Origin of the sequence: Alteromonas stellipolaris (assembly GCF_001562115.1) — a bacterium.
GTDB classification, from domain to species: domain Bacteria; phylum Pseudomonadota; class Gammaproteobacteria; order Enterobacterales; family Alteromonadaceae; genus Alteromonas; species Alteromonas stellipolaris.
The window spans coordinates 15,710-41,098 of record NZ_CP013927.1 but is presented as its reverse complement, the minus strand read 5'-3'; the positions used below and the strand labels follow the sequence as shown (position 1 = coordinate 41,098).

Below are 25,389 nucleotides of genomic sequence, written 5' to 3'. Positions count from 1 at the left end.
TTGCATGTTATTTTTAACGCGCAATAAAGCGCCAGTGGTGGGCGAATATCACTGATTCTTAGAAAAGGTATTATGGGTATTGCTGGGGGTGTTAGGTGTGCATCCGAACTTCTAATACATCAGTAATCCGTTGCGCATTACCATTCCATACATAGCGAAGGTGGCAACCTTGTGTCGCGCAAGATAATGCTTTTGGTTTGAAGATGGCACAGCATTCACCACCAGCGAGTCTCACGCTACGATAGAGTAAACCATTCGCCCCTTCGAGAAGTTGTTGTTTAGCGAACGCTTGAGACGCATCATAACTATTTGGTTGGTGCAGGTTGTCAAAGTTACTGCCTCTGATATCAGCAACCGGTAACACCACCTCATTGATGTATTCCCGCATCGTGATTTCAGTGTCGGGCTCTTGGGTCGTGGCCAGAAACAATTCACGGTGGTAACGCGTTTCAGCAATTGCCACATCAAGTGTGCTGCCGCAGTAGTACACACCATACTGACCATTGGTAAATCTACTGGGCATTCCGATATGCGTAAACGCCGCCATTACGGGGGTGCTACCTTGACCATAAATCCGGTCCTCTGGTGCAACTAGCGTGAGTTGGCCTAGTTCCTCTAATAACCTATCGTTAGTTAGACTTTCAACGGCATAGAGAATTTCAAACTCATCCTCACTGGCCACATCTTCAAACAAGCTGATAGGCGGGAAGTGCGAGGGAATAAGGCGGTGAGCCTTATTCGCCCAAGTAGGAGTAATAGTATTCAACAGCTATCCCCGAACAGCATCTAGATAGCGGCGTAAATCAAGCATAGTAAGCATGCTACCTTGGCAAAACTGATCTTTAGCAGGTCGGCCACCAAAGTGGGAATTAGGCTTGTTTATCCAAGCATGCGCCTGTTCCGCAGTGGGGAACAATAAACGCAGAGCTTTATAGACACCTAAGACGATAGAAATACGGGTAAGCTGATCCGGAGAAAGCTTGGTAACTTCACCACGTTTCCATTTGAAAAACGTCGCTCTGCTAGGCTCCCCCAGTAATCGAATGATTTCATCGGTACTTAATTTCCACTTCTCGCAGATATTGAAAAACGCTTTCAAGCTGGTTTGAGCCACTTGAGCACTATCAAATCTTTCGAGGGTATTCGCTGTTGTTGTCATAGAAACGCTCCCGTACGCATTATCCTATGCGTATAATTATACACCAATATGCAATAAGAGTATATATATGTACTTTACCCAAAAAGCCAATCTCTTGCACAAAGGGGGGCTCAGACACCCCACCAGCGTATATATTTGTAATAGAGATATAAGGGGGAGGACGCCCCCTACCCAAACATGTCTGCGGTGAGTCCATCCCGTTTACGATTAGCGCGCTTGGCACTGTCAGCGGCTCTTGCCTGTCTTGCCAAGGCTTTCTCTTCGTCACGCTCGGCCTTCTGTGCAATCAGCGTTTCACGCTCTGCGATAAGCGCAGCTTCATGCATTCTCACTGCGTTAAGGTCTGGTGCTATCCCTGCTTTTTCAGCCAAGCTATAGGGCACGGTTTCACCTTTTACTTTGCGACAAAACATGGTGTGGCCAGTAACGTTTTCCAGAGCAATGATTTGTGCGTAGTGGTCTGGGTATGTTTGCGCCCCATGTGCGATATCTTGCTTGCACCCCATGATACAAAAGCGGCAACTTAACCGGCTGTACTTCTCGCCACGTTCACCGTAAGCAGGGTGAGGTGTTTGACCTGCGTTATAAATGGTATCGAACACTTCATCCGTCTTAAGAGAGAAAATCGGCATCCAATCAAACACGGTTCTAGCGACTACACCTTTTTTGTTTGGCTTTAGGGTAAGGCGCTTGTTTATCCATAGAGGGTTTTTCATCGCACGTTGGCGAGATTCTTCGGCTCTTAATCCAATACAGTTAAAAGCCACTTTCGCGCCACGCTCTTTCATTACTCTACGAATGAAGACATCGAGTGGGCCAGTCTTTAAGTCGCTGGTGCACTGGCGGTATTGTGGTGAAGGGAACATACCTCTAAGCAATACCATGCCAATGAAGTCTTTCACTTTGTTTTGAACGACATTAACGGGCAAGCCATCCACGGTGGCTTCGATGTGTTCGATAACCTCTTCATGCTCCACACGGCCTAGGTTAGCGTGAACAACGACGATTTGGTCAGGTCTTACTAGACGTTTGATGGTGTGGTACATCGCTTGTGAGTCTTTACCAGCACTGTGGTTACAGAAAAATATTGTGTTGTGCTCTTTTGCATAGTGGCGGATCAGTTCTTCTCTGAAGCTCACAGATTCAGCGTTGAGGTTGCTACCTGAAAAATCAAACATATCAGCGTTATACATAGCCTTTCCTTTGTGCTCATTGGGTTAACTCAATGTGCCAACTCGGGAGAAGTTGACAAAAAAGCACTGTTTTTCGGGCTGATATGCAAACTGTTTGAACGCCTACGGCGATGACATACAAAAAATGAAGGGGGGTGGCGGTTAGATGAATATCACCATGTATACCCATGTAGGAGTTCACGGTGCGTGAAGGTTTCATTTCCAGTGACTAAAAGAATGCGCAAGGCGCACCCATAGGGCAAGGGGGCGTGTTTCCCCTGCCGACTTTCACCATAAATAAAAAGACTGCCCAGAAAGCGGTAGCGAACAAGGGGCAGCATAGGGAATGCAGCGGCCGCACCTGGCACGCTGCTCGGGGGTGGTTAAGGCGCGGTAAACTTATCTTCTAGGTCAAAGATGTTCTGGCGCAGCTTTCTGAGTACCTGCTCGGCTCTTTTACGGGCATCGTCATAGCGTAGCTTATCGGCCAAGGTCGTTTCCTTTTTGGCTTGTGTGACAAATCTACGCACGGTTTTTTAGCAAGGGTTAGCTGGTATTCGCAATCCGCAAATTTTGTCATCTTGGCTACGCGCTCGTCGTAAGTCATGACTTTAACGGGGGGTTTAGTTTGCGCGGGTGGCTGTATTGATGAATCCATGATGGCTGCTCCGGTTTAATTAAGTACTTTGCTAACGTGCCATTTAACAAGGTGGCTGCAAATAAAGGTGTCGCTTGGGTGATAGAGGGGGTGCAACTCCCCCTTGCTTGTCCTCCCACTCAATACACAAGTTTGTCTGAGCGAGAAATCCACCGCGCTATCGTCGGGGCTGACAAGCCATTTACTTTCCCGATGGCTTCGCATATCTCTTCATGGGTTTGGTATCCAGCGGCTTTTGCAGCGTTGATGTGTTCTTGGAAAAGACCGTAATCAAGGTTAGGCATTAACACAAAGCAGTCTGTTTTCACTTCCTCTGCAGAGAATGAGGCGTTCTTAAAATAGCTGGGCAGGTCTTGATTAGGTGAACCCCCAAACTTAAACGTGCCGTTATCTGTGGCCTTCACCACCAGCGTGTAGGTGCCGCCCATGCCTGAACTGATGCTCACTTGGCTACCTACGGCTAAATGCTCTGTACGTGTAATGGGTAATCGATTGGCGGTAACAAACATAATAAACCTCATAATATTGAAACTGGGATGATGGCGATGAAGGCGTGTTCCCGTTTTGTTGGGATAACCTAACGTTGCATTGTGGTCGAAACCTGCAAATAAATGGCGCTTGAAGGCGAGGAAAAAACAGGCAAAAAAAGCCCCTAACAGGAGGGGCAAACGGGAGGTGTAACAGGTTACGCAGCCAGTTTTGCTGTGCGTGCTGGAAGTGCAACATTGATATTGAACGTAACAACGAAAGCGGTTTCTTCACCGTTTAACGCGATCATTTCGATATGGGTAACATTGTGTGCAATACCCAAATCTTCCACCAGCAAGGCTTCGATACGTTCAAATTGGGTAAGGCCATCATTTAATACATACCCAATATTAGGGATAACGCAGCCGGTGCCTTTCACTTGTGGCATTTCTTTCATGATGAATGGCAATGAAGCCATTGCGAAAGTTAAGCCAAGGTCACTGCGCGGCTCGTGCAATACAAGCGTGATGTTTGCGCGTGAAGGTAATAGAGGTTGTGAAACGGGTTCAAGGTATTTAGTTAGCTTGCTCATATCATTCTCCGACAGGTCATTGGGTACAGGTCTACTGTGCAAGCTGGTGGTAAAGTTGCAAAAAAGCGCCCCCGTTCTGATGATTGCCTTTTTCCATTTGTCATTGAAAACGAGGGGCCAGTGAAACGGGCTTTACTGCCCGTGACTATCGATATTGAAGTACTCTTTTAAGGTGTGCGCATTGGTGACAGATTCGCCCAGCAAGGTAATGTCAAAATTGCCCACAAGCGAACTGGAATAGACATATATAAATTGTGTGCCTTGAACATCTCGTAGTAGCGCCTTTTGGGCTTTCTGATTAACGTCCATGACGCGCCTATTTGGCCGCACTTGCTTTTGCAGGTCTCTTTTCACCTTTGTATTCTCAAACACATGGTATGGGCTCTCTTTCACCTGAGCTCTTATTTTCCATAAACTGCTGTTAAAGCTGTAAACGGTGTCTACATCAAGTTTGTAGCTATGCGGGGCAACCCAGTAACACTGCTCCCCCACATAAAAGGTACAAATACCTGTGCTTTGTCCTCGTTGTTCAATCACGCTTAATGCATCATCGTTGTTATAATCAATACCCAAACTGAAGCCTAACGCGCATAGTTGGTTATTGATGCCAGGTATATCAAAAGCTTCTTTTCTTTTTGTACTCATTTGTTTCGTTCCCATAAATAGAAGGTGTGTTAGCGGCATTTAAGGCCCCAGCGTATGTGCTGAGGCAAGCATGGGCGTTTATGCGGCGATGTGATAAGGGGTGGAGCGGCGTCTTGAATTGCTGAGCTGCTGTGCAAAACCATTGCCTACTGGAATGGTGTAGTCATCGTCACCTTTGCTTACCATCAAAGAGAAGGCGGCAAGAATGGCAATGGCGTCTAGATTATCTTGGGGGCGTTCAATGCGGTAATCCCCGCTATCTTCTATTAGGGAGAAACAAGCCCATGAATCCATCCACTGTTTAACCGATGGCGCGATGGGATTTGGGTTCTCTTCCAGTGAGTCATAAAACGCAGGGTGAAGGGAGACACCGGCTAAGCTATCAGCAAAGTCTTTTGGGTCTATGACCTTGGTTTCTTCAAGGGCATGTTCATACGCTTTAATGTGTGTTGACGCTTTCGTCACGCGGCCATTGGGGCGCAGGAATTTATCATAACAAGCTTTGGCGCCCTTCCCTGCCACTTCCCCCATAATATCGCCTTTTGAGGCCCCAAAAGCAGCAACATGCCAACGGCGTGAAATGTAGCCTAATTCGTCAACCACATTATTATCGCCACCAAGCTCAATGGCGGCAAAAACATCAATATCAATGAGGTAGTTCTCGGCTAATATATCGAGGTTCAACGTGGCCTTGTCTTCCTCGCTAATGTTGAGAAGTGTGGTGGCGACAACTTCACGGTTAAACAAAACAAAATATGACATAGTGAATTCCTTTAAAGCTGTGCTGAGGCCCTGAAAACAGGGCTAGAAATAAGCATTAGGCGAGTACGGTTCAACAAACAGCGATTGGCCTTCGCCATAACGGTCCGCGTTGTTCGTGATATAGCGCTCTGCGGCACTTCTTGAGGTGAAGTTATCCTTCAGGGTGTAGCAGCCATCTTCGGCATTTAGGATCACGCGGTATTTCATAAGCCCCCCTTAAAATTGGCTTGATTAAGATAGGTTCAACGTGCCAATCAAAGGGGAGATTGCAAATAAGTGCCGAGTGTTAAAAAGGGATTGATGAGGTTTCCATTTCGCCTAGTCGTTGGGCAATTTCGTGGCGCTCTTTGAACCCAATAGTGGGATGTTGATACAAGAGGGTAAGCACTTCATAAATGGCCACCCCATGTAATGAGGTTTCAGGCTGACCAATATGGCAACGACCGTCTTGTGTAGACGAAAAGCAAGGTAGGGTATCGATGTCATTCAACAATGACTTACCCATGCGACTCCCCTTCCCTTGGGTAGGTAAGTCTTCGCGCTTAAAGGTAACGCCTTCAAAGGCACTGGCAAAATGAACTATGTCGATAAACTCTTTCATATGAAAGCCTTTCTCAAATTGGCTCATATACGTGCCAACACTTAACTTGCCGCCACCACGCTTCATCAATCCATAGCAGCACGCTTCGCCGCGTGCACGTACGATTTGCGCCAAGAAATCGGGAAGCGTTTGGGCCATTGCGACGATACGCCAGTGCGGTGCAGCGCCTTCAATTGAGACTTTTTCAATAGCGGTCACAATCTGATTTTTGACATGGGTATAAGGCTTGTCTTCATAGTGTTCCCAATTCCAAACAAGGGGCGCCAGCACTCTAGTTGCTAAAATATCGACGTTCATGAGTATTCCTGTTGTCAGTTGATTACCTATTCAACGTGATGATATTGGCAAGAGATGCAATAAAACGCCGTGGTCACTTATCCATTGCTTACGCTTTTATTTTGCCCATAAGCGGTAGCGACCAGGGGGCTAAAAAAACCGCCCGTGGGCGGCGTTTCCCGTGATTAGGCAAGCATGAGGTCTAGAAACTCAAACTGGGTTGTCATGGTTTGACGGGGCGCTTTAACAAGGTGGCAAACTGCCATGGCAATCCACTTGGCCATGCCTTCGCCTTGTTTCATATCGATACCTTGTCCCAAACCTTCATGCGCCGTGGTCATTGGGGTATCAGCCCCCAGCGCCTCATTGCATTGCTTCGCTCTTGCATGCTCTACCGGTGTTAACAAGCGTTCCATACCATCGGGGCGCGCTACCATTGGGGGCGTAGACTGACGTTTAGTATAGTGGCGGTTGATTGTGCCTACTTGTGTGGTGTCTTCATTCACCAGCTGACGGGTAAAGCCATTGCCTTTTTTGGCATCAAGCTTAGCCTTTTCTTTTAGGTAGGTATTTTCAGACCACATTTTGTCGTTTGCCGCGATAGGCTCCATGATTTCGCCTAGACGCTTATGAGCACGTGGGTAGCAAGGAATAGCCGTTTCTGCGTCTAAACGTAGCCCTTTTGATACCGCTACGAACCAATAACGTTCGCGGTTTTCAATAGAGCCTGATTGTTCATTATTTAAAATGGTTTCAAAGATGTTGTAACCAAGGGCTTGAAGGGTAGCTTTAATCAACACGTATGAAGCGCTGTCTTTAGCTTCTGGTACATTTTCACTGAGATATACGGCCGCGTTGATAGTGTCTAGCGCTTTTAGGTAGCCATAGACGCCAACGGCATCAGTCGGATGCTGTTCTGCAATCGCGATTTTATTTTTTGTTTTGCCTGACTTGCTGTGGCCAGTGCAAGGAAGTGAGAACTGGCAGATGTTCACACTGTTTTACCAGTCTAATTCAATCATTTCTAATGGGCTGTTGAGTACACGCGTGCTTGATGTAACGGCAGGGTTATTGCGCATTGCCACATCGAGGTACTTGCGTTCGCGATCAGCAATCCACTGGGTATCAACTTCATATCCCGCACTGGCGAAACCGTCATGTAAAGCAGCGGTAGACATACCGATACCTGCACATAAGGTGCCTTCTGTCAGTGTGCCCGCGTTCACCGCGTTTACAAAATCCTTCTCGCGCTGTGCGCGTCTTTGTTCGTTTGCATGGACGGTGATAAGAATTCGACCTTGCTGAGCATGAATATGCACCTGCTCGGCTTCCCCAACATAATCCGCAAAATCACGGTTACAAATATCCACCAACGGCTTGGCATGGTTAGCACCACGAACCGATTTGCCACTGACCACCAAAGGGCCATTTTCATCCACTACCAACTCAACACCTTTGCTAGTGATTTCACGGCGGTAAGTTGTGCCGATAGCAAAGTCATTGTTCGCCAGTATTTGGCCATCAAAGTAAGTACGTTTAGCATTTTTATGAGGTGAGCAAGCAGCGGTAATATGGTCGGTCATGGGTTCATCCAAGCTGTGGTTTTAAGACACACTAAACGTCACATACCCCACCCGCTTTTCAAAAAAACACCCCCTTTATGCTGCGCTTTTAGCGCTCCGGCCTTTTGTTGCCACAACTCCCGAAACCCGCACTATGCCTGTATTGGAATAGCTTTTAAGGGGAAATAATTATGGTGAAACTGTATCGAGAAACCTGCCATACCGTGGATGAAGTAAATACGCTTACTGAAAGCCTGAGAAGGCAAAGTAAGGAATACACCATCGTTCATGCCAACGATTTAACCACGGTGATATGGGCAGAAATGCCATTGGTAGATGATGAAGAAACGTTTCATTTCACCTTAGTCGATGAAGCCGATGATGCAGAGGTAACGGGCACGGTAAGTACCGACAATAATCTGGGCTTAGCCATACAACTTGATGGTTTTGGTACAGCTGATAACCCTTCCGGCGGCTCAATCGTCTTTCTTGAACGTTACGAAGGTAAAACATCCGTTTTGGTTTATGCGGATAACAGCAAAGACGAACCCACTCATGTCATTAATCTTGAGGGGGCACAAATTGAGGAGAACAATATGGTAAAAAAGTAGATTTCACCGCGCTTCGCTACGAGTGCTGGGTGATGATCTGCGTAAGCTCGGTGTATTTTATCTTGGTGGTGGCTGGGTTGGCTTCTTTGTTGATAGTGACAAAATGAGCATGAATGCCGCGGCTATCCTGTTTGCAACCGGTGTACTTTGCTATGGCTATGGCTTATACTTGGACTACAAAATAACCAATGCAAGCGAAGATGAAGAGGACCATAAATGATCAACGAACTAGCAAGTTACGGTGGCGCATTTTGGTTTATGATTTTAACGCCCGTGATAATAGGCGGTCTAGCATGTATCTGGGTTCATTTTAATGCCGACAAGTTAAAGACCCATAAACACCAATCGGGGCAACACTAAGTCGCACTTAAACGACATCACTCGATGTCGTTTACCTTGTCTGGCCATCTTGCCATTCACAAGCCAAATTTAAACGAAAAAGCACAATGAGTCTGCTCACTGTGCTTTTTTTCTATCTGATGTATCTACGCCCCCAAAGGGGCAAGTTACTAAACTACATTTGTTACTTCATTACTGCTTTCGACATAGAGGCTAACAACTTGGGGTATCGTTGAAATGATGGTGCGTTTAATCGCGTAATCGAACAAGGCTTTGATAAACGGTGCAGCGTCTTTGTCAAAGTAGGCGAGATCTTCTATCCATTTCTTACGTTCCGGTCGATAAGCAGCAAAGCAAATGCTTAAGCGTCCGTCATCCAGTTGGTTGACCGTTTCCACAAAGTAGTGATGTTTATATCCCTTCACAATAGTGTGACTGATAGCAGGTTCAGTGAACCCTTCTTTTCTCACATTAAAAGTGTACATATCAACCTCGCTTTACTTGATAACGGATGAAAGCCATATAGCCATCCCCTTCACTGGTAGGTTTCACGCCATAGTCAGTAACAGTGGCATCGTTTAACAGTTTGACCGTACCTGCTTTAGCGGCTTTATAGAGTTGGCTATTCATGGCATTGGCTTCTGTTGTAAACGGTTTACCGTCACTTTTCACGCTACACTCATCTACCTTGTCGTTTGGGTTAACGAGGTTGTGGAGTTCGCGATAGAGCCAGTTAGCCGCTGCAGCGCGAGGGTTTTTATAACCTCGGCCAACAATGCCCGACGGTGAGATAGTTCGGTTATGCAACTCGGCTAGGTGGGTTCTAAGTTCCAATAATTTCATAAGGCCCCTGAGAGGTTGTTGAGTATGCTAATGACTGTGGCAGGTTAGCTCAAAAGGTCGAAAAAATGCCTTCGCGGCCACGTTATCCATACGCCCTGCTTTATGCGACCAAAGCGATAGCGACTAGGCGCAGTGAGTGAAATTTAGAGCCAAGCTGGGGGGGTGGTGAACCCCCACCAGGGGCATTAAGAGAAGTGTTGCGCCAGTAATGGAGCACCAAGTGACTCAATAAGGTTGGCACCATATTGTGAACGCGGGTGGCAGGAATATTCACGTATCCGCTGGGCGTAGATAGCCGAATCGGTTTCTTCTTCTTCCAGTAAGAAGCCGAATGACTGAGCAACATATATGATTGTCTCACGCTGCTCTGAGATAATTTCCGGTGTCCAGCACACGCCTTTCCCTTCTTGATAGTAAAATGTCACCGGTTGGCCTGAGATAACATCAACACGACACTTCATCGCTTCAAGGGTGTTAAGGGCTAACGTCTTGTCACTTAGGCAACTTGGCTCATACGTCACAGTCACGATCAGTGCGGTAAAGTCACAATCGATAGCGAATATCTCTTTGGTTAACCCGCTAATGGTAAGTATATGCGTGACAGAGCGATGCACTGCTTCACGTAAATTCGAAACGGTTGATTCAATGAGAAACCAAGCACGATCATCAGCACCGGTTAGTGGGCTCGAAGTGAAGTGAAACAAGGTTCCGCTATCATTTAATATGGCTTGAATTTGCGTTTTCATAATTGCCTCTTACTGTTCAATTGGGTACACCTAGAACGTGTCAGCTTGATTGGATTCAGCAAAAATAGACCGCTTAAAAGCGGTCTACCTTGAGCCGAACATGCCCTACCAGAACAAGCCATAACCAACATATAAAAACGCATTAACCAACATCAGGCATAGCACCTGTTCGAACTGCTGTTGGCGTTCGTCATAGTCACGAGATACATGTGTCACCATGTTTATGACAGTGGCAGATAGCAACACACCAGCGCATATCAGCCCTAGTCCACCAATAAATTGAAACTGACTTAGGTGGCCATTGAAGAAGGCAGGTAGCGCACACCTTAATGACAAAGCTAAATGGCCGATAAACATACCCAATGCGACAAAACGCATACCCGAAATGGTAACTCTGACTTTCTTACTTGAAACCTGCTTACTATCGATTGCGTACATCGTTGAAACTCCGTTGTTAGTTGACAAGTTCAACGTGTCTCAAAGGGGGGGGGTTGCAAAAAAGCACCTATTATTCCGTGCCATAAAAAAGCCGCGTAAGGCGCGGCTATTAGGGGGAGTCATGAAACTGAATTAATAAACCCTAAAATCATCCACCAGATGGCTAAGCGCAGTGAGAAAAACTTGCCTACGCTCGGCACTGATAACAATTTCACCATGAAATGAAGCCTGAGTACTTAACACTTCTGCACCAGACATCTCACTAATAAGCTGAATAGATAAACCATCTGTAGGCCTCTCAATACTGGTCTTAATATCAGGAAGTAGCTTGTTTTCCATAGCAAAGCCTTAACCATAAATGTTTTCTAATCGATTGGGGATCTCAATAGAATGTCGCTTTAAAACCGCTTCAAGTAACCCGCGAGCATGAGATAGCCCTTTAGCGTGTAATTGATTTCCACTGTTGGACGCAGTTTGTTCTTCTTCGCGCAATTCCGTTACTAGGGTGCGTAAATCTAATTTTATATTGCTCATTGAATCGCCTGTGTGAAAGTTAATACCGCGTTGACTAGAAAGCCATACGGGTGTTATCAAAGTACCTAGCCCGTTCTGGAGAAAGCAGCCCTGCTAGGCCGCTTGTCGGATCATGCCGCTTAACCGCACTGCAAGGGTTCTTGCTGAGGCAATGCGCTTATCAAGGTACAGATAAATGGCACTTGAAAGCTCTCGCTCCATATCTTCAATCGCTTCTTCGGTAAGCGCTAAAAGCATCGGAACATCGTCTTTAATCATGGCACTCATGCTGGTTTTAAGCTCGGCACTTGAGTCGAATTCAAGGGGTAATACGACGGAATCAATGACGGGGAAAAATCGTTTCCCATCAGCGGTGTTACGGATAGTACTACTAGTGAACATGTTTATTTCCTCTTACTTCTTTGATGCTTGGAAATATACGAAACGGCCAGTAAGCCGCAAATAAAGTCCGTTTTACGCACCCACATATGTGGGCGCAACGGCTTTCCGGATATCGTGATATTTAATTGGGTTTGTATAAGTCTGCGGCCACCAGCGTTAAGTCGCTTAGCACTTCGGGATTTTCCGGAAAAGCAGGGATAAGGTGAATGCGGTTTGTCACCCCCTTGAGGCCAGCAGCAATTACCTGAAAGTGTTCTTCAAAGGCTTTCGCGTCACTAAGGTATTGCTCAATGCTCGTGCTGTATTTGCGGTCTTTATCTTTAAATACGACTTCTTCAATAAAGCCTGCATCTTTAGGGTGGGATAACAGCACGATGTCATCGTACAGAGTATCTTGTTCAAATTCGTCGTTGAACTGATGAATGTAGCCTTGTATCTCTCGAAGGTTTAGCTGCTTTTCGGGCGAGTATAAAGCTTGGTAGGTTAATGGATCTAAAATGCAACGGTCAAAGACAGCTTTTTGGATACGATTGGCTACACACGTATGGTGGCCGGTAACGTAACCACTAAAAGTAAGCTCTGAAAGTTCGTTTAAAGGCTTTTGTAAGATTTTTTCGTTGATAGGAAACATGATCCGCGCAATCTCAGGAAACATGAAGAAACCCAACTGACGTGCAATATGTTTAACACCTTCTGATTTACCTGCACCTTCCCATCCAGATAGGGCAACAAAGCGGCGTATAGAATTATGATACATGGAATGACCTCGATGATTTAAGTTCAAGGTCAACGTAACTAACAAGGACAATGGTGCAATTTATGGCCTGCTTACTATTAACCCGTTATCCCAATATCAAATAACCATTCGTAAGAATTAGTAAGAGTGACAGCTCTGTCAGTGCATTCGATACGCGCCGTACTAAACCCGCCTACTTCAGGGTTCAATGCGAAATTTGATAGGCTTTGGGCATCTTTTAAAGTGGGTAAAACCAGCTCAATTTCATGCCCAGCGCCTAGTATTACGAGGCATCTACCTTGGTAGCTCTCAGGCACTAAACATTCGACATACATATCATCAACATTCATAGCTCACATTCCATCATTAATAAAACAAGCCACCAGGGGTACCAGTGTGGCTGGTAAGGTAATCGGAGTATGCAAAGTCGTGCAATTCATATACTGAATTGCACCTAGCGCGATATATGTCTTATTTATAAACATCCTGCCTATGAAAGGCTTTAGGCTGGTGAATGCACAGTGACAGTAATTGTGTGGTTACGATCCGTTTTGCATAGCGCATACTGCGAATTGTGCGTGTAGCCAATAGAAGCTATGTTGACGATGTTACCCTGCTCAATGCGTTTTAAACATTGAATGGCTGACTCACTCACAGTGATGCATTCCTGCGTGTCTAAGCTTGTGTAGCTAATAGTGACAGAGCCTTTACCTTCTTTATTCAACGCCTTACTAAACTTATTCAACGCCTTACTAAACTTTGAAATCAACTTCTTGTTATCAATATCATCTATTTTCTGCTGCACCTCGCTAATGCGTTTGTTTGCACTTCTGACTGCTCTTTGAATGTGTTTAGTGTCAGAGGTCTTAGGACATTCATCAATCGCATAGACTGCATCATCTCGAAGTACCTTAGCCTTAAATAGCCAACCTCTTAAAGATTCAGTGCCCTGACAAGTGAAGTAAGCATGGTGGATTTGCAGGTTGAGTGAATCTGTTAGCTCTCGAAATGCTATTGCGTTCATGTGAATTCCAGTCAGTAAGTGGGTGTAACTGAAACGTCCCACAATGATGAATGAGCGCAATTTAAAGCCGGACTCCCTTCCCCAAATTCAACCTAATGAAAATTAATTTTCTATAGTTAAAAGCCACGAACCCCAAAAATTTGCGTGTCCTTTTTAACCTACAATTCACATAAAGAACCCCGTTTTTAGCGCATATTTGAGCAGTTTTAACAAGTTAAAACTCATTACCCAGCGTGTTCAAAATGATTATTATTACATTTGTTTCAATAGATGGAAGTATTAAGCATAAAAGAACGCAGGCACAGATTGATTTCTTATTACTGGAACGAGATTCACATAAAGAATTCTTGGATTTTTGTGGTGTAAATATCAATGAATGATCGTATTCAAAGAACGGTAGCTGCCGTAGAAAACGCTATAAATGAGATCTTGGCCAAAGGGACGAGAATTTCACAGCATGCCATTGAAAAAAAGGCTGGTTTATCTAATGGTGCGTTAAATTATAATTGTACTGAATACAGAAACCTCAAAGAACGTATAAGGGCTATAAAGAGCAGTAAAAACGAAGACTGCAATGCAAATCTACATTTAAAGAAGCAGATATCTAAACAAACTGCTCTAAAAAACAAATATAGACTTCAACGCGATGAGCTCAGAGCGGAAAATGCGCTACTTCATTCAGAAACTAAAGAACTCCTGTATCAAATGTTCAAGTTGCAGCAGTATGTTAAACAAATTGAGAATACCAAACTCGCAAACTTAAATGACTTTAGATGAGAATGGTCAAACTTTCAGACCAAAACCGATTTGGGCGTTGTATATTGAAGAATTAGATGCCACTAATATCTACATACATTCGACTAAAATTGCCTAGCAGACTCTAGACTACAGGGAAAGTGAAGCGGTAAAGCAGAATACTGAGTTTAGATTCGGTTCCAGAGCTACCTGAGTTCAAAACCATGCAAAACTCAATGTATAAAAGCTTGAATTATTGGACGCTAAAAGCGTTGGAAATGATGAGCTTGTTTGTTGAAGCCGAATATCACGACGCTTTGTATAGTAAGTTTGAACATTAATCTGCTGTTGGTGACAAAACTTCACAGCAGTGAGTCGGCTTTACTTTTTTTGGGCAAATAGGTTATGCCTGTCTTGTGTATCTCGTGGTTGATGTTACTGAATGGTCATTCACTTAAGCAAAGAGAACACCATGCCTTAGCTAACCTGTAAATTGAATACGGGGATTACCGAACGGATACGAAAACTTGAAGCTAGAAGTAGTGGTACACTCATACCATGAAAGCACAAAGGGAGTATGGAAAACTAGAAACGCTAAAAACTAAACTAACAACAATTTTAAGTATAAATTCAGCTAATCTTAAGTTTGGGTTGTTATCTTAATTTATATTTGTAGATAGGTACGTTTCATTGAAAGTGCTAATTATTGAAGATTCAACATCACTTAGAAGAAGCTTAAGAGTTGGGTTATCCAACCTTGGCTTTACGGTCGATGACACAGGTGATGGCTCTGAAGGGCTTAGCATAGCGTTGGCTGGAGACTACTCATTACTGATACTAGACCTGATGTTACCTTCGGTTGATGGTACGACGATATTAAAAGCTATTAGACAAGCAAATAAAGATATTCGCGTACTAATCCTATCGGCAAAGGATCTTACTGAAGATAAAGTTGAGGGTCTGCTTAACGGTGCTGACGACTACCTAACTAAACCATTCTCTTTTGACGAGTTACATGTTCGATTACTCTGTCTTATGCGCAGAGGTAGTTTAAATGTCAATGACAGTACAATTAATATTGGTTCAATCTCACTAGATTTACACTTAAAGCAACTTAGATGCGGAGGTGCTGATGCTAATTTAACGCCTAATGAGTACAAAGTTGTTGAATGTTTATTTACCAACCAAGGGAAGGTCATATCACCTGAAAAACTTAGCGAATATTTAGCAGGACAATATGATGCTATTGCAAAAAATTCGTTAGAAGCCCACCTATCATCAGCTCGTAAAAAAGTAAAAGCAATTGGTCACGATCTGCCCATCAAAACCAAGCGAGGTTTTGGGTATTTTGTAGAGAATAAATAGTGAATTCAATTCAAAAAAAGCTCAGTCGATATTTATCTATTTCAATTTCAATATTGTTAGTCGCTATTTTGTTGGCTACGGATATCAGCGTTGACAAGTGGATTAGTGAAGAATTTGATCGAGCGATGATCAATAAAGTTGGCCTGCTAGAGACTTTAGTTAAAGAAGATGAAGAAGTAGACTTTGATTTTGCAGGTGAATTCATGCCTGAATTTGAAGGTAAAGAAAATCCTGAGTACTTTCAGCTTTGGTATAACAATGAAGTATTTGAGCGCTCCGATACACTAGAATTCTTTGATGTAAAAGACCTTCCTAGATTAGATGTAAAATTAAATGGCTTCATCATTCAAGATATAACTTTACCAGACGGACGGGATGGTAGAGTGTTGTTTAGCAAATTCTTACCACAAGTCGATTCAGATATTCGCGAAGCATTGGGCGTTACCAGAGAAGAGTTCGCAAACAAACAAAAGCCTGTGGAGTTTGCTTACGCACTGAGCAAAGAAGATCTTAATTACATTCTCTGGTTTGTTGATGTCATTTTCGTTTTGACCTCAATAATTGCTGTATTAACGGTTCGGAAGATAGTTTCATTAGTAGTGGTGCGAAGTTTAAAGCCAATTGATGAATTTGCTCAGAAACTCAGTAACGTTAGTCTGACATCAGATAATGCCGACGTTTCCGTTGAAAATTTGCCTGAAGAGTTAATCTCTATCGCCAAGGCTACAAATCAATTTATTAAAGATAACCGTAATCTTTACAAGCGGGAGCAAAGGGTCACGTCAGATATTGCTCATGAGCTAAAAACGCCTATTACTGAGCTGCTCAGTTTAAGTGAGGTTGCCCTTAAATTTCCCCATGAAAAGCAAATTACTGACAACTTAGCCAATGATGTTAAAGACATTTCCACAAGACTAAAAAGCATTGTGAACGGGATTCTATTGCTACAAAAGAGCAATAGTAGTCAAACACTTCCAACAGCCGAAGTCGAATTAATAGCTTTGTTCAATAGCGTTTTAAGTTATGAAAACAAGTCAAGTAGGCAAATTGACACCGATTTTGACAGCGACTCTATTGTAGTAACTACCAATGAATTTGCACTGGAAACAGTGCTTTCAAACCTAATAAGTAATGCAGTTTATTACAGCCCTGAAAGCACTGTTATCGATATCGCAGTGAAAACTAGGGGTGGGAAAGTGCATATAGAGATTACAAACACGTGCGAAGGAGAGTGTTGCGAGGATGATTTAAATCAGTTTTTTGAACCTTTATGGCAAAAAGATGACTCTAGAACCTCAACAGAGCGCTTTGGACTTGGCTTGGCGATCGTAAAATCATATTGTGAAAGGCTTGGAGCAACTATCTCTGTCTCTCTAGATGATCTGAATCATATAACTTTTACAATCGTACTGTCATGAAGCCATTAGTAAACTACGTTATTTAGTTATTCGCATTGACTATTCCAATGTTTGTTAGCGCTTCAGACGTCATTATTGATGGCTCTTTGCAAGAACAAAAATGGCAGGAGCAAATTAAGCATACCGCCAATTATCAAGTCACCCCTCAAACTTTATTTAGCTCAGATGGAAATTTTCACTTTCAAATATTTACTAGTGAACAGGGTTTATACGTAGCAGTTTCAGCGACAAAAGAAAATCCATTGAGAGTTCGCACTCAAGAAAACGATACTCTTTTTACCAACGACCACATTCAAATTATGTTGGATATGAATAATACCCAGCAGACGAGCTACGTATTTGCGATTAATCACCAAGGCTATTTTTATGATGGTATTTATAAGCAGAATAAAGAGTTAGATCTAGACTGGAGCAGCAACTGGAACTATGCAGTTAAAGCACATGACAATATATGGGTAGCAGAACTCTATATCCCGTGGAATTCGATGGTTTTTAATATGCAAGAGCAACATGAATTCGGTATATCTGTCTCTCGTTATGATGAAGAAACCAATGCTATTTATTCATCTATCCCCGCAAATTCTTCGATGAATAGTTTTTTGCAAAAATTCAACAAAGAAGTAGCAACCATCAAGGCCGAATCTAATTTCGACATTTTTCCCTATATATCTGTAAACAGGGATATAACAAATAATCACAATAGTACTGATATAGGCACCGAGATTTTCTGGAAACCTACAAAAACTCAGCAAATAAGCGCGACAGTTAATCCAGATTTTGGTCAGGTAGAGTCTGATGAGTTAGTTGTTAACTTTTCCGCTATTGAAAGTTTTTTCTCGGAAAAGCGTCCCTTTTTCAATGACAATCAAAATATTTTTGATGTTGTCGGTCCTGAGAATTTAAGAGTGGTTCATACACCAAGAATTGGTGGGGAATCTTATTATGACGAAGACTATGCTGGAGACTTAGATTCTGCATTTAAATATACATTTGCCACAGAGCAAGTAGATTTAGGCTTGCTCTCTGCATTTGAAAGCTCAGAGAATGGACAATCAGGAAGAGATTTTTGGGTATTGAGAGGCCAGTATCATACTGATGCTAGCAAATTAGGGATTTCTATCAACAATGTCACCACACCAAGCATTGAGCGTGAAGCGACTATTATTTCTACAGACATCAACTACGCATATTCAGAAGATACTGAACTGAATTTAGGCATTATTAGCTCTCACATAGAACAAACTCAAACAACAAGCGGTGATACCGGGTGGTGGCTGACGGGCAGCATAGAGTCATCAGAGCAGCAAAGTCATGAGTTTAGCGTTTTTAGCTATGGCGATGAATTGCAGCTTAATGATATTGGTTATGTTAAACGAATTAACAGAAACCAATTTGAATATGAGTATGAATATCAAATTCCAGACCTAGATATGTGGTCGATTCGAGATGTCACATTTGCTATAGAAGCTGAATTAAAAACCAACTATGAAAGTGAAAAGTTACCTCGTATTTTAGCCAGCAGCATTGAGTTGGTTGCTGACTCCGAGTTTGAATATCAGTTCGGTATTGAATATGGCACATCAGGCTTAGACGACTTGCTGACGAGAGGCCGTCAATCTGTTTGGCTTCCATCATTTTATATTGCCGAATTGGAAATTAGTTCTCCAGAGTATGATTGGGGAACCTTTTCTCTCGAGTTTGAACTGGGAACAGAGGGGCTTTCGGGAGCATTTTACAACGCTGAGTCAAGCATCGAGCAACAGTTTAGTGACAATATATTGGTCAGTTTTACTCTTGCGCAATACAAAAGTGACAGTTGGTTTGACTGGGACGAAGGTAAAACTGTTGATGAATACAACTTTACTGAACAAAGTATAGAGTTAAGCCTTGATTACCAAATAGCAGACAACCAAGAGTTACGAATAAAATTTGAATCAGTGGTTGGCAAAGCCAAACATTTAAATCGATATCTCGTTAATGCTGAAGGACGCTTATCAACCTTTGGCGAACAAGATGATTTCTCTTTCTCCGAAAGTGCATTCCAACTGCGCTACAAATATGCTTTGAGCCAATTAACCGCCTTTTATTTTAGTTATAGTTTTGGGGGAGAATTTGAAGATGACATTGCCAAATTTGGTAAACTTAACCTTTATAAAAAAGCGATAGATACAAATGATGCTCATAATATTTTCGCGAAGATCCGGCTTCATTTTTAAATCCTAAGATCCCAATCTATAGTTTCAACCGACCTCCAAAGCTTCAAAATATCACACACTAAAATTCAGCAAACCATGAGTTTTCTTAAGGTTTACTGAATTTAAACTGAATAAAAACTGAATAACATACTTAACGATTTACATACCCTTCAACTTAAGCGAAAGTCCCAAGTGACTGTTGAAATAAAGGCCATCACTTGAATCTAGAAAAGCGTGTGAATAATTATTTTTTTCAACATTTATGAGAATTACTATTTTTAAAAATTGTCGTCATTGAAAAAATAAATTATTCGCGGTGGAAATCAGTTCAAATAGTTTATTGATAGCAATATCCCATCTATTACCTAAGTAGTCGCTTAAAATAAAGTAAATTAATATGAAAAAAATACCAGTAAGTGTTTTTGTAATAACACAAAACGAAGAGAAAAATATTAAGCGACTACTAGAGTCATTGGTTGATTTTGATGAAATTATTATTGTCGACTCAGGTAGTGATGATCGAACATTAGAGATATCTGAGGGATTCGAGGTTAAAACATACTATCAATCATGGTTAGGCTATGCCAAGCAAAAAGAATTTGCCATGTCATTATGTACCAATGATTGGGTTCTCAATTTGGACGCAGACGAAGCACTGAACGAAGCCACTAGAAGAGTTATAAGAAAAGTCATTACTGAAGATAATTACGATAGCGTCAGGTTCAAAAGAAATGATCTTTTCATCAATAAAGTATTCTCAAACTTCACCAAAAAGCCAAACAATCTGAGACTATACCGTAAGTCAAAAGCATACTTTAATGAAAAAACTATCGTTCATGAAAGTGCAACAGTGGACGGCAAAGAGCTATATGTGAAAGAAGCTTTTGAGCATTATGGCTATAACTCTATTTCAATTTTAACGAACAAATGTAATTTGTACTCCACATTAAAATCTCAAGAAAAATTCAATAAAAATAAAAAAAGTAGTTTTATAAAATTAGGTTTAGTTTTTCCATTTACTTTTTTAAAACACTACCTATTACAAGGCTTTATATTTTCTGGTCGTCGAGGGTTTATAAAAGCGGTCATAAATTCATATTACGCTTTTTTGAAAGAAGCTAAATTGTTTGAGTTAGAAGTATCGAGAGATTCTAATGATTGATACTAACTTTTGCCCGAAGGTTTATGTGATTAACCTTGAGCAGTACAAAGAACGACTCAATAATTGCATTAACAGGTTAAATAAGCAAAACCTCGCTCTAGAAAGAATACCAGCGGTGCTAGGTGGAGAACTTACAGAACTGGAAAAGAGTGCAAATTACAGCCGAACATTAAATAGAACGGCTTACCATTATGAGCTTTCCAATGGTGAGATCGGATGTTACTTAAGTCATAGGAAAGCATGGGAGAAAATTGCTAAAGGTGATGAACCTTATGGCATAGTGCTGGAAGACGATATTGAACTAATTGGTGACTTAAACCTCGCTATTAACACCATCAACAATTTGTCTATTGATTGGCAAGTAATTAAATTGGCTGCTTATCAAAACCGTAAAAGAAAAATAGCTCATAGCTGCAATATAGGTAATGGCTTTGAATTGGTAGTACATATAAAACCGATGACTGGCTGCGCAGCAACAGCAATTACTAAAGATGCTGCTATTAAACTGTTAAAGTACTCAGAATCGTTTGGTAGACCTGTTGATGTTGATATACAACACTTTTGGGAACGGGAAATCTATGTCTACTCTTTGCTCCCATATCCTGTTGCTCAAGATATGTCTTACCAAAGTACAATATCTGGCAGAAAAGTTAAACAGGAAGGTCACTTCTGGCATAGGAAATGCCAACAATTTAAGAACTATTTTGTGAACAAAAAAGCTGTTAACTCTCAAATTTTAGAGTTAAAAAATTTAGACATCATTGATTAATGTTCTTTTTTAAAAGTTTCAGTTTGAACTAAGCAAATCTTAAGTTTCACTGACTAGCATGAAATCACCAAAATAGAGGTGATTTTATGTCTACTAGATTTGCAACTGTTGCAGTTAATACAAAGTTTAAAACTACTAACTGGGTAGCGATATTCGCTTTCTTAATTGTTGTACTGGTGCTTTTCAGTATTGCCTTAGATAAAAATGCTTATCTTGCAAGTCAAACAGTTCTCTTTTCTATGGGTAATCAAGCGCTTCAAATTTTGCCTGAAATATTCTGGCATAACGTTACTTACCTAGGAGATGCTCTAGTTCTCATCCCTTTACTCTCGTTTATCTGCCTTTTTAATAAGAGAGCTTGGGCGGCTATGTTTGGAGCAATTCCGCTCGCATGTATCCTCAGTCATGCGGGTAAGAATTTTTTCGCTATTCCCAGACCCGCTGCTATTTTAGATCTTGAACAGTTTACGATTATTGGCTCTACACTAACCGCTCATTCCAGCTTCCCATCGGGTCATACAATTACAATCTTTACCACCCTGTCTGCTATTTGGTTTGTTACTGTAAACGTAGATAACAAGCGAGATTATTCAAAATTCATTTTAACCACCCTATTGTGTTTAGTTGCCTCTATAACGGCGATATCAAGAGTAGCCGTGGGCGCACACTGGCCTGCTGATCTCATCTTTGGTGCTGTACTTGGAATAGTCGCTGGTTTTAGTGGTGAATACCTAACTAGACGTTATTCAGGTTGGTGGCACTGGGTAAAAGAAAAACCTCTTTATCTTGGGTACTTTGTGCTTTTCTTCTGTGGGGTGTTACTTTTTAGCGCCGTTAACGGAAAAGTACCACAGCTAGCAATAGTTTGGGCAGCGATAATCGTGAGCACAATAGTAGGCACATATATAGCGCTAAAGGCATCACTTAATAAATGATTTCGTTACGAGTTTTATCACCTACTGCTAATAAGGCCAGCAATTACGTACTATTTAGTAGCGTTCTAAGTACGATTTTATTCAATCTAGTACTCTGGGTATACGTTATAAACAATATAGAACTATCCACGTTCAGTGGGGTAGCAATATTATCATCTGTATTTGCAATCGTTTTTGTTTTTACATTTACCTTCTGCTCATTTCTAGCCTTAATTTCGTTACAAATACTCAAAGGTTTTGTTGCTATCACTACTGTAATAAACGCTATCGCTATTTATTACATGACGACCTACCAGGTCGTTCTCGACAGAACCATGATGGGCAATGTTTTTAATACCCGTTATTCTGAGTCTGTAGAGCTACTATCCATAAGTCTACTTTTTACGGCGATTATTGTGGGTTTATTGCCAGCGTGGATATTGATCAGACCTAAGGTTGAAACGCTAGATAGAATTCGAGTATTTAGAAATGCGCTGATAGGTTTGATTACTTGTTTTACTTTTCTTTATGTAAATGCTGCCAGTTGGCTTTGGATAGATAAACACGCCAGTGTGCTTGGCGGAAAGATTTTACCTTGGTCATACATAATAAATTCAGCTAGGCACTATACGGCGATGAACAAGTCTACTGAAGGGCAGCTAGCGTTACCAAGTGGCAAATTTATCAACGATAGAAAAACAGTATTTATATTAGTGATTGGTGAAACGGCTCGTGCAGATAACTTCTCTCTTTATGGTTACCCAAAAACAACTACCCCTAAGTTAGCACAGCAGCAAAACTTATTAGTTTTAAGTAATACCAAGTCCTGTACAACATATACCACAGGCGCACTGGCTTGTATGTTAGCTCCTACCGAGAAACATATTAACTACGAGCCCCTACCAACGTATTTAACTAGACATGGCATAGAGGTAGAGTGGCGAACCAACAACTGGGGTGAGCCCGCTACAGATGTCTCTCGTTACGTTGAAGCAAATGAATTAAGGTCTAATTGTACTGGTGATGGGTGCCACTTAGACGAAGTTTTGCTAACTAATCTTTCCCAAACTATCGAGTCATCAGAAAAGCAGAAGATCCTTCTAATATTGCATACTAAAGGTAGTCACGGTCCAAGTTATTACAAACGATACTCTCAAGAGTTTAATCAATTTACCCCCGTATGTCGTGATGAAGAAATTAGTAAATGCAACTCAGAATCATTGGTAAACGCATACGACAATACCATTTTATATACTGATCATTTTTTAGTAAGCATCATCAAAAAACTTCAAAATATTAAGGGCACATCAACCGCGATGATGTATATATCCGACCACGGTGAATCGCTTGGTGAATATGGACTCTATTTACATGGAACACCCTACACTTTTGCACCAGACTACCAAAAGAATATTCCATTCCTGATTTGGGCTTCAGATGAATTCCTCAAACAAAGAAAACTTGATTTGAGTAAGCTTAAACAGGCACCAAGTCATTCGCAATTTAATGTATTCCACACGATTTTAGGAGCTTTTGAACTTGACTCGCCTATTTATAAACCAGAACTAGATGTTCTTAGTGATTCCAACGAAAAAGTTGGAGACATCGAAATAGACGTACCTAAAAAGTATTCTTCCTAAGAAGCATGGATGCAAATTAAGATGAAATCATTAATGGATTTAAAGCTGACTACGAATAAACTGATTTTATTAGTATGTAGTTATATTGTATTCATTCTCAATATTCCTTTCCTAATAAAAGTCACACAAGCTATAACCAAATCAGATCAGTACAATATGCTGTTCTTGTTGTCGGTTCCATTATTTTTGTTAGCGTTGTCGGTATCGATTCAGTGTTTTTTTGCATTTAGAAAAGTGATCAAGCCCACGCTGATTATATTTGTTTTGGTATCATCTGTAGTGTTTTATGCATCTCTAAATTATGGGACTATTTTTGATTATGGAGTGGTCGAAAGTATCGCTGATAATAGCATCACCGAAGTACTCACATATTTAAATTATTCCACAATAATATTCTCAATAGTGTTTGGCATCATTCCGTCGATATTTATCTTTAATGTTAAGCTCATCTACTCCTCTTTCGCAGGAGAGTTTCTCTCACGGCTAAAGTTATTATTCGGTAGTCTTTCTGTGTTGCTATTTATTGCATTAGTGTTCTATTCAAATTATGCATCCGTAGGAAGAAATAATCGTGACCTCATTGGCTATCTCACACCGTATGCATTACTAGACTCTTCAGCTAAATACTTACAGAGAAATATGCTGTATCCACCACCTCACTTTGAACTAATCGACACAAAACCAAAGATGAGCAGTGATGAGGAACGAGTTACTGTTTTAGTACTAGGACAAACAGCTCGTGCCCAAAACTTTTCATTAAATGGCTACGAAAAACAAACAAATCTCTATACTAAAAATTGGAATGTCGTCAGCTTCACCAATATGACTTCTTGTGGCACGTCTAAATCCGTATCTATTCCGTGTATATTTTCCAGTTTAGATAGGCAAAATTTCGATAGACGTATAGCTAATGCAAAGCAAAATGTTTTAGATATTATTCAATTAGCGGGAGTAGATGTGTTGTGGATTGCTAATTACAACACGAGCTGCAAAGACGCTTGTAAACGCGTAAAACAACACAATATAACCCAGAGTGAATACCCAGAACTTTGTCAGATGAGCAGTTGTTATGATGAAGTAGTCATTAAGCAACTAGACCAAAAGTTAGCTAACCTCACCCACAGTAACACATTAATAATATTGCACATTGCAGGCTCGCGAGGACCGGATTATTTTACAAAATATCCTAGTGGCCATCGGTACTTTAGACCAGATTGCCAGCGTAGTGATATTCAAAACTGCACCAACGAAGAACTTGTAAACGCCTATGACAATAGTATAGCTTACACTGATTTTGTATTAGCTCAGATTATTGAAAGACTGGAAAAGCTAAGTTTAAACAAAAAAATTGATGCTACTTTACTCTATACTTCTGATCATGGCGAATCGTTGGGAGAAAAAGGAATATACTTGCATAGCATTCCCTATGTTTTCGCACCAAAAGAACAATTACACATACCACTTATCGTCAAAATATTTAGTAACAATACTGATTCTAAGTGCCTAAGAGAAGCCGAAGCCCTACCAATTTCTCACGATAACATCTTTAATTTTTTACTTGGCCTCACGGGAGTAGAGTCAACAGCGTATAACGCCAGCCGAGACTTATTATCTCATTGTCGGTTTTCAGATAATTTTCAGTAA

At 41.6% G+C, this 25,389-nt stretch carries 32 protein-coding genes; 11 read left to right on the top strand and 21 right to left on the bottom strand.

All coding sequences use genetic code 11. The features are described 5' to 3' along the window. Positions 1-91: 91 nt before the first annotated feature. From AVL57_RS19995 to AVL57_RS21460, 11 genes are all read right to left on the bottom strand, one after another. On the bottom strand, positions 92-766 hold the full coding sequence (locus tag AVL57_RS19995; protein ID WP_061093653.1) for an RES family NAD+ phosphorylase: 675 nt from the start codon (positions 764-766) through the stop codon (positions 92-94). A gap of 3 nt (positions 767-769) precedes the next feature. Then, positions 770-1,159, bottom strand: coding sequence for an antitoxin Xre-like helix-turn-helix domain-containing protein (locus AVL57_RS19990; protein WP_061093652.1), 390 nt, complete (start codon positions 1,157-1,159; stop codon positions 770-772). A gap of 167 nt (positions 1,160-1,326) precedes the next feature. Further along, positions 1,327-2,352 carry a phosphoadenosine phosphosulfate reductase domain-containing protein gene (locus AVL57_RS19985; RefSeq protein ID WP_061093651.1) on the bottom strand — a complete coding sequence of 342 codons (1,026 nt, stop codon included), beginning with the start codon at positions 2,350-2,352 and terminating at the stop codon, positions 1,327-1,329. Between the two features lie 756 nt (positions 2,353-3,108). Beyond that, complete coding sequence (locus AVL57_RS19980) at positions 3,109-3,498, bottom strand: hypothetical protein (RefSeq protein ID WP_061093650.1); 390 nt, start codon at positions 3,496-3,498, stop codon at positions 3,109-3,111. Positions 3,499-3,674: 176 nt separating this feature from the next. Continuing rightward, entirely contained in the window at positions 3,675-4,049 is a 375-nt protein-coding gene (locus AVL57_RS19975) for a hypothetical protein (RefSeq protein WP_061093649.1), read from the bottom strand. 132 nt (positions 4,050-4,181) lie between these two features. Then, positions 4,182-4,694: a hypothetical protein gene (locus AVL57_RS19970; protein WP_061093648.1), complete on the bottom strand. Its 513-nt coding sequence runs from the start codon at positions 4,692-4,694 to the stop codon at positions 4,182-4,184. 78 nt (positions 4,695-4,772) lie between these two features. Next, positions 4,773-5,456 (bottom strand): hypothetical protein, encoded by a 684-nt coding sequence (locus tag AVL57_RS19965; RefSeq protein ID WP_061093647.1) that lies wholly within the window; start codon positions 5,454-5,456, stop codon positions 4,773-4,775. Positions 5,457-5,498: 42 nt separating this feature from the next. Continuing rightward, the gene (locus AVL57_RS21255; protein ID WP_156454876.1) at positions 5,499-5,663 is read right to left on the bottom strand and encodes a hypothetical protein; all 165 of its coding nucleotides are present in this window, start codon (positions 5,661-5,663) and stop codon (positions 5,499-5,501) included. A 79-nt stretch (positions 5,664-5,742) separates the two neighbouring features. Continuing rightward, the gene (locus AVL57_RS19960; RefSeq protein WP_061093646.1) at positions 5,743-6,354 is read right to left on the bottom strand and encodes a hypothetical protein; all 612 of its coding nucleotides are present in this window, start codon (positions 6,352-6,354) and stop codon (positions 5,743-5,745) included. Between the two features lie 164 nt (positions 6,355-6,518). Next, positions 6,519-7,328 (bottom strand): DNA cytosine methyltransferase, encoded by an 810-nt coding sequence (locus tag AVL57_RS21465; protein ID WP_312038639.1) that lies wholly within the window; start codon positions 7,326-7,328, stop codon positions 6,519-6,521. A 6-nt stretch (positions 7,329-7,334) separates the two neighbouring features. After that, the gene (locus AVL57_RS21460) at positions 7,335-7,916 is read right to left on the bottom strand and encodes a hypothetical protein (protein WP_312038638.1); all 582 of its coding nucleotides are present in this window, start codon (positions 7,914-7,916) and stop codon (positions 7,335-7,337) included. Between the two features lie 170 nt (positions 7,917-8,086). On the opposite strand from AVL57_RS21460, the gene AVL57_RS19950 reads away from it, so the two are divergent. Continuing rightward, on the top strand, positions 8,087-8,506 hold the full coding sequence (locus AVL57_RS19950) for a hypothetical protein (protein WP_061093645.1): 420 nt from the start codon (positions 8,087-8,089) through the stop codon (positions 8,504-8,506). A gap of 22 nt (positions 8,507-8,528) precedes the next feature. Continuing rightward, on the top strand, positions 8,529-8,726 hold the full coding sequence (locus AVL57_RS19945; RefSeq protein ID WP_061093644.1) for a hypothetical protein: 198 nt from the start codon (positions 8,529-8,531) through the stop codon (positions 8,724-8,726). 289 nt (positions 8,727-9,015) lie between these two features. Here the strand turns inward: AVL57_RS19945 and AVL57_RS19940 are convergent, their stop codons facing one another. From AVL57_RS19940 to AVL57_RS19895, 10 genes are all read right to left on the bottom strand, one after another. Then, positions 9,016-9,330, bottom strand: coding sequence for a hypothetical protein (locus AVL57_RS19940; protein WP_061093643.1), 315 nt, complete (start codon positions 9,328-9,330; stop codon positions 9,016-9,018). Position 9,331: 1 nt separating this feature from the next. After that, positions 9,332-9,688, bottom strand: a complete 357-nt coding sequence (locus AVL57_RS19935) for a hypothetical protein (RefSeq protein ID WP_061093642.1) — start codon at positions 9,686-9,688, stop codon at positions 9,332-9,334. A gap of 185 nt (positions 9,689-9,873) precedes the next feature. After that, entirely contained in the window at positions 9,874-10,434 is a 561-nt protein-coding gene (locus AVL57_RS19930; RefSeq protein ID WP_061093641.1) for a hypothetical protein, read from the bottom strand. A 105-nt stretch (positions 10,435-10,539) separates the two neighbouring features. Next, positions 10,540-10,872, bottom strand: a complete 333-nt coding sequence (locus AVL57_RS19925; RefSeq protein WP_061093640.1) for a hypothetical protein — start codon at positions 10,870-10,872, stop codon at positions 10,540-10,542. Between the two features lie 132 nt (positions 10,873-11,004). After that, positions 11,005-11,211: a hypothetical protein gene (locus tag AVL57_RS19920; RefSeq protein ID WP_061093639.1), complete on the bottom strand. Its 207-nt coding sequence runs from the start codon at positions 11,209-11,211 to the stop codon at positions 11,005-11,007. 9 nt (positions 11,212-11,220) lie between these two features. Further along, entirely contained in the window at positions 11,221-11,406 is a 186-nt protein-coding gene (locus AVL57_RS19915) for a hypothetical protein (RefSeq protein ID WP_061093638.1), read from the bottom strand. 93 nt (positions 11,407-11,499) lie between these two features. Beyond that, a complete protein-coding gene (locus AVL57_RS19910) occupies positions 11,500-11,787 on the bottom strand; it encodes a hypothetical protein (protein WP_061093637.1) in 288 nt (95 codons plus the stop codon). 121 nt (positions 11,788-11,908) lie between these two features. Next, a complete protein-coding gene (locus AVL57_RS19905) occupies positions 11,909-12,544 on the bottom strand; it encodes an AAA family ATPase (RefSeq protein WP_061093636.1) in 636 nt (211 codons plus the stop codon). Between the two features lie 77 nt (positions 12,545-12,621). Further along, the gene (locus tag AVL57_RS19900) at positions 12,622-12,873 is read right to left on the bottom strand and encodes a hypothetical protein (RefSeq protein ID WP_061093635.1); all 252 of its coding nucleotides are present in this window, start codon (positions 12,871-12,873) and stop codon (positions 12,622-12,624) included. A 152-nt stretch (positions 12,874-13,025) separates the two neighbouring features. Beyond that, on the bottom strand, positions 13,026-13,547 hold the full coding sequence (locus AVL57_RS19895; RefSeq protein ID WP_061093634.1) for a hypothetical protein: 522 nt from the start codon (positions 13,545-13,547) through the stop codon (positions 13,026-13,028). Positions 13,548-13,919: 372 nt separating this feature from the next. Here AVL57_RS19895 and AVL57_RS19890 point away from each other — a divergent pair, with 372 nt between their 5' ends. The 9 genes from AVL57_RS19890 to AVL57_RS19850 all read left to right on the top strand — a co-directional run bounded on the left by AVL57_RS19890 (position 13,920) and on the right by AVL57_RS19850 (position 25,389). Further along, positions 13,920-14,324, top strand: coding sequence for a hypothetical protein (locus AVL57_RS19890; protein ID WP_061093633.1), 405 nt, complete (start codon positions 13,920-13,922; stop codon positions 14,322-14,324). 648 nt (positions 14,325-14,972) lie between these two features. After that, positions 14,973-15,647 carry a response regulator transcription factor gene (locus AVL57_RS19885; RefSeq protein ID WP_061093632.1) on the top strand — a complete coding sequence of 225 codons (675 nt, stop codon included), beginning with the start codon at positions 14,973-14,975 and terminating at the stop codon, positions 15,645-15,647. After that, positions 15,647-17,065 carry a sensor histidine kinase gene (locus AVL57_RS19880; RefSeq protein WP_061093631.1) on the top strand — a complete coding sequence of 473 codons (1,419 nt, stop codon included), beginning with the start codon at positions 15,647-15,649 and terminating at the stop codon, positions 17,063-17,065. Before AVL57_RS19885 ends, AVL57_RS19880 begins: the two co-directional genes overlap by 1 nt. Before the next feature lie 35 nt (positions 17,066-17,100). Beyond that, entirely contained in the window at positions 17,101-19,281 is a 2,181-nt protein-coding gene (locus AVL57_RS19875) for a DUF5916 domain-containing protein (protein WP_312038637.1), read from the top strand. A gap of 376 nt (positions 19,282-19,657) precedes the next feature. Then, positions 19,658-20,422 (top strand): glycosyltransferase family 2 protein, encoded by a 765-nt coding sequence (locus AVL57_RS19870; protein WP_061093629.1) that lies wholly within the window; start codon positions 19,658-19,660, stop codon positions 20,420-20,422. Further along, complete coding sequence (locus AVL57_RS19865; protein ID WP_061093628.1) at positions 20,415-21,191, top strand: glycosyltransferase family 25 protein; 777 nt, start codon at positions 20,415-20,417, stop codon at positions 21,189-21,191. Before AVL57_RS19870 ends, AVL57_RS19865 begins: the two co-directional genes overlap by 8 nt. Positions 21,192-21,277: 86 nt before the next feature. Beyond that, a complete protein-coding gene (locus tag AVL57_RS19860; RefSeq protein ID WP_061093627.1) occupies positions 21,278-22,126 on the top strand; it encodes a phosphatase PAP2 family protein in 849 nt (282 codons plus the stop codon). After that, positions 22,123-23,745, top strand: coding sequence for a phosphoethanolamine--lipid A transferase EptA (gene eptA, locus AVL57_RS19855; RefSeq protein WP_082759596.1), 1,623 nt, complete (start codon positions 22,123-22,125; stop codon positions 23,743-23,745). Before AVL57_RS19860 ends, eptA begins: the two co-directional genes overlap by 4 nt. A 9-nt stretch (positions 23,746-23,754) precedes the next feature. Continuing rightward, positions 23,755-25,389, top strand: a complete 1,635-nt coding sequence (locus tag AVL57_RS19850) for a phosphoethanolamine transferase (RefSeq protein WP_082759594.1) — start codon at positions 23,755-23,757, stop codon at positions 25,387-25,389.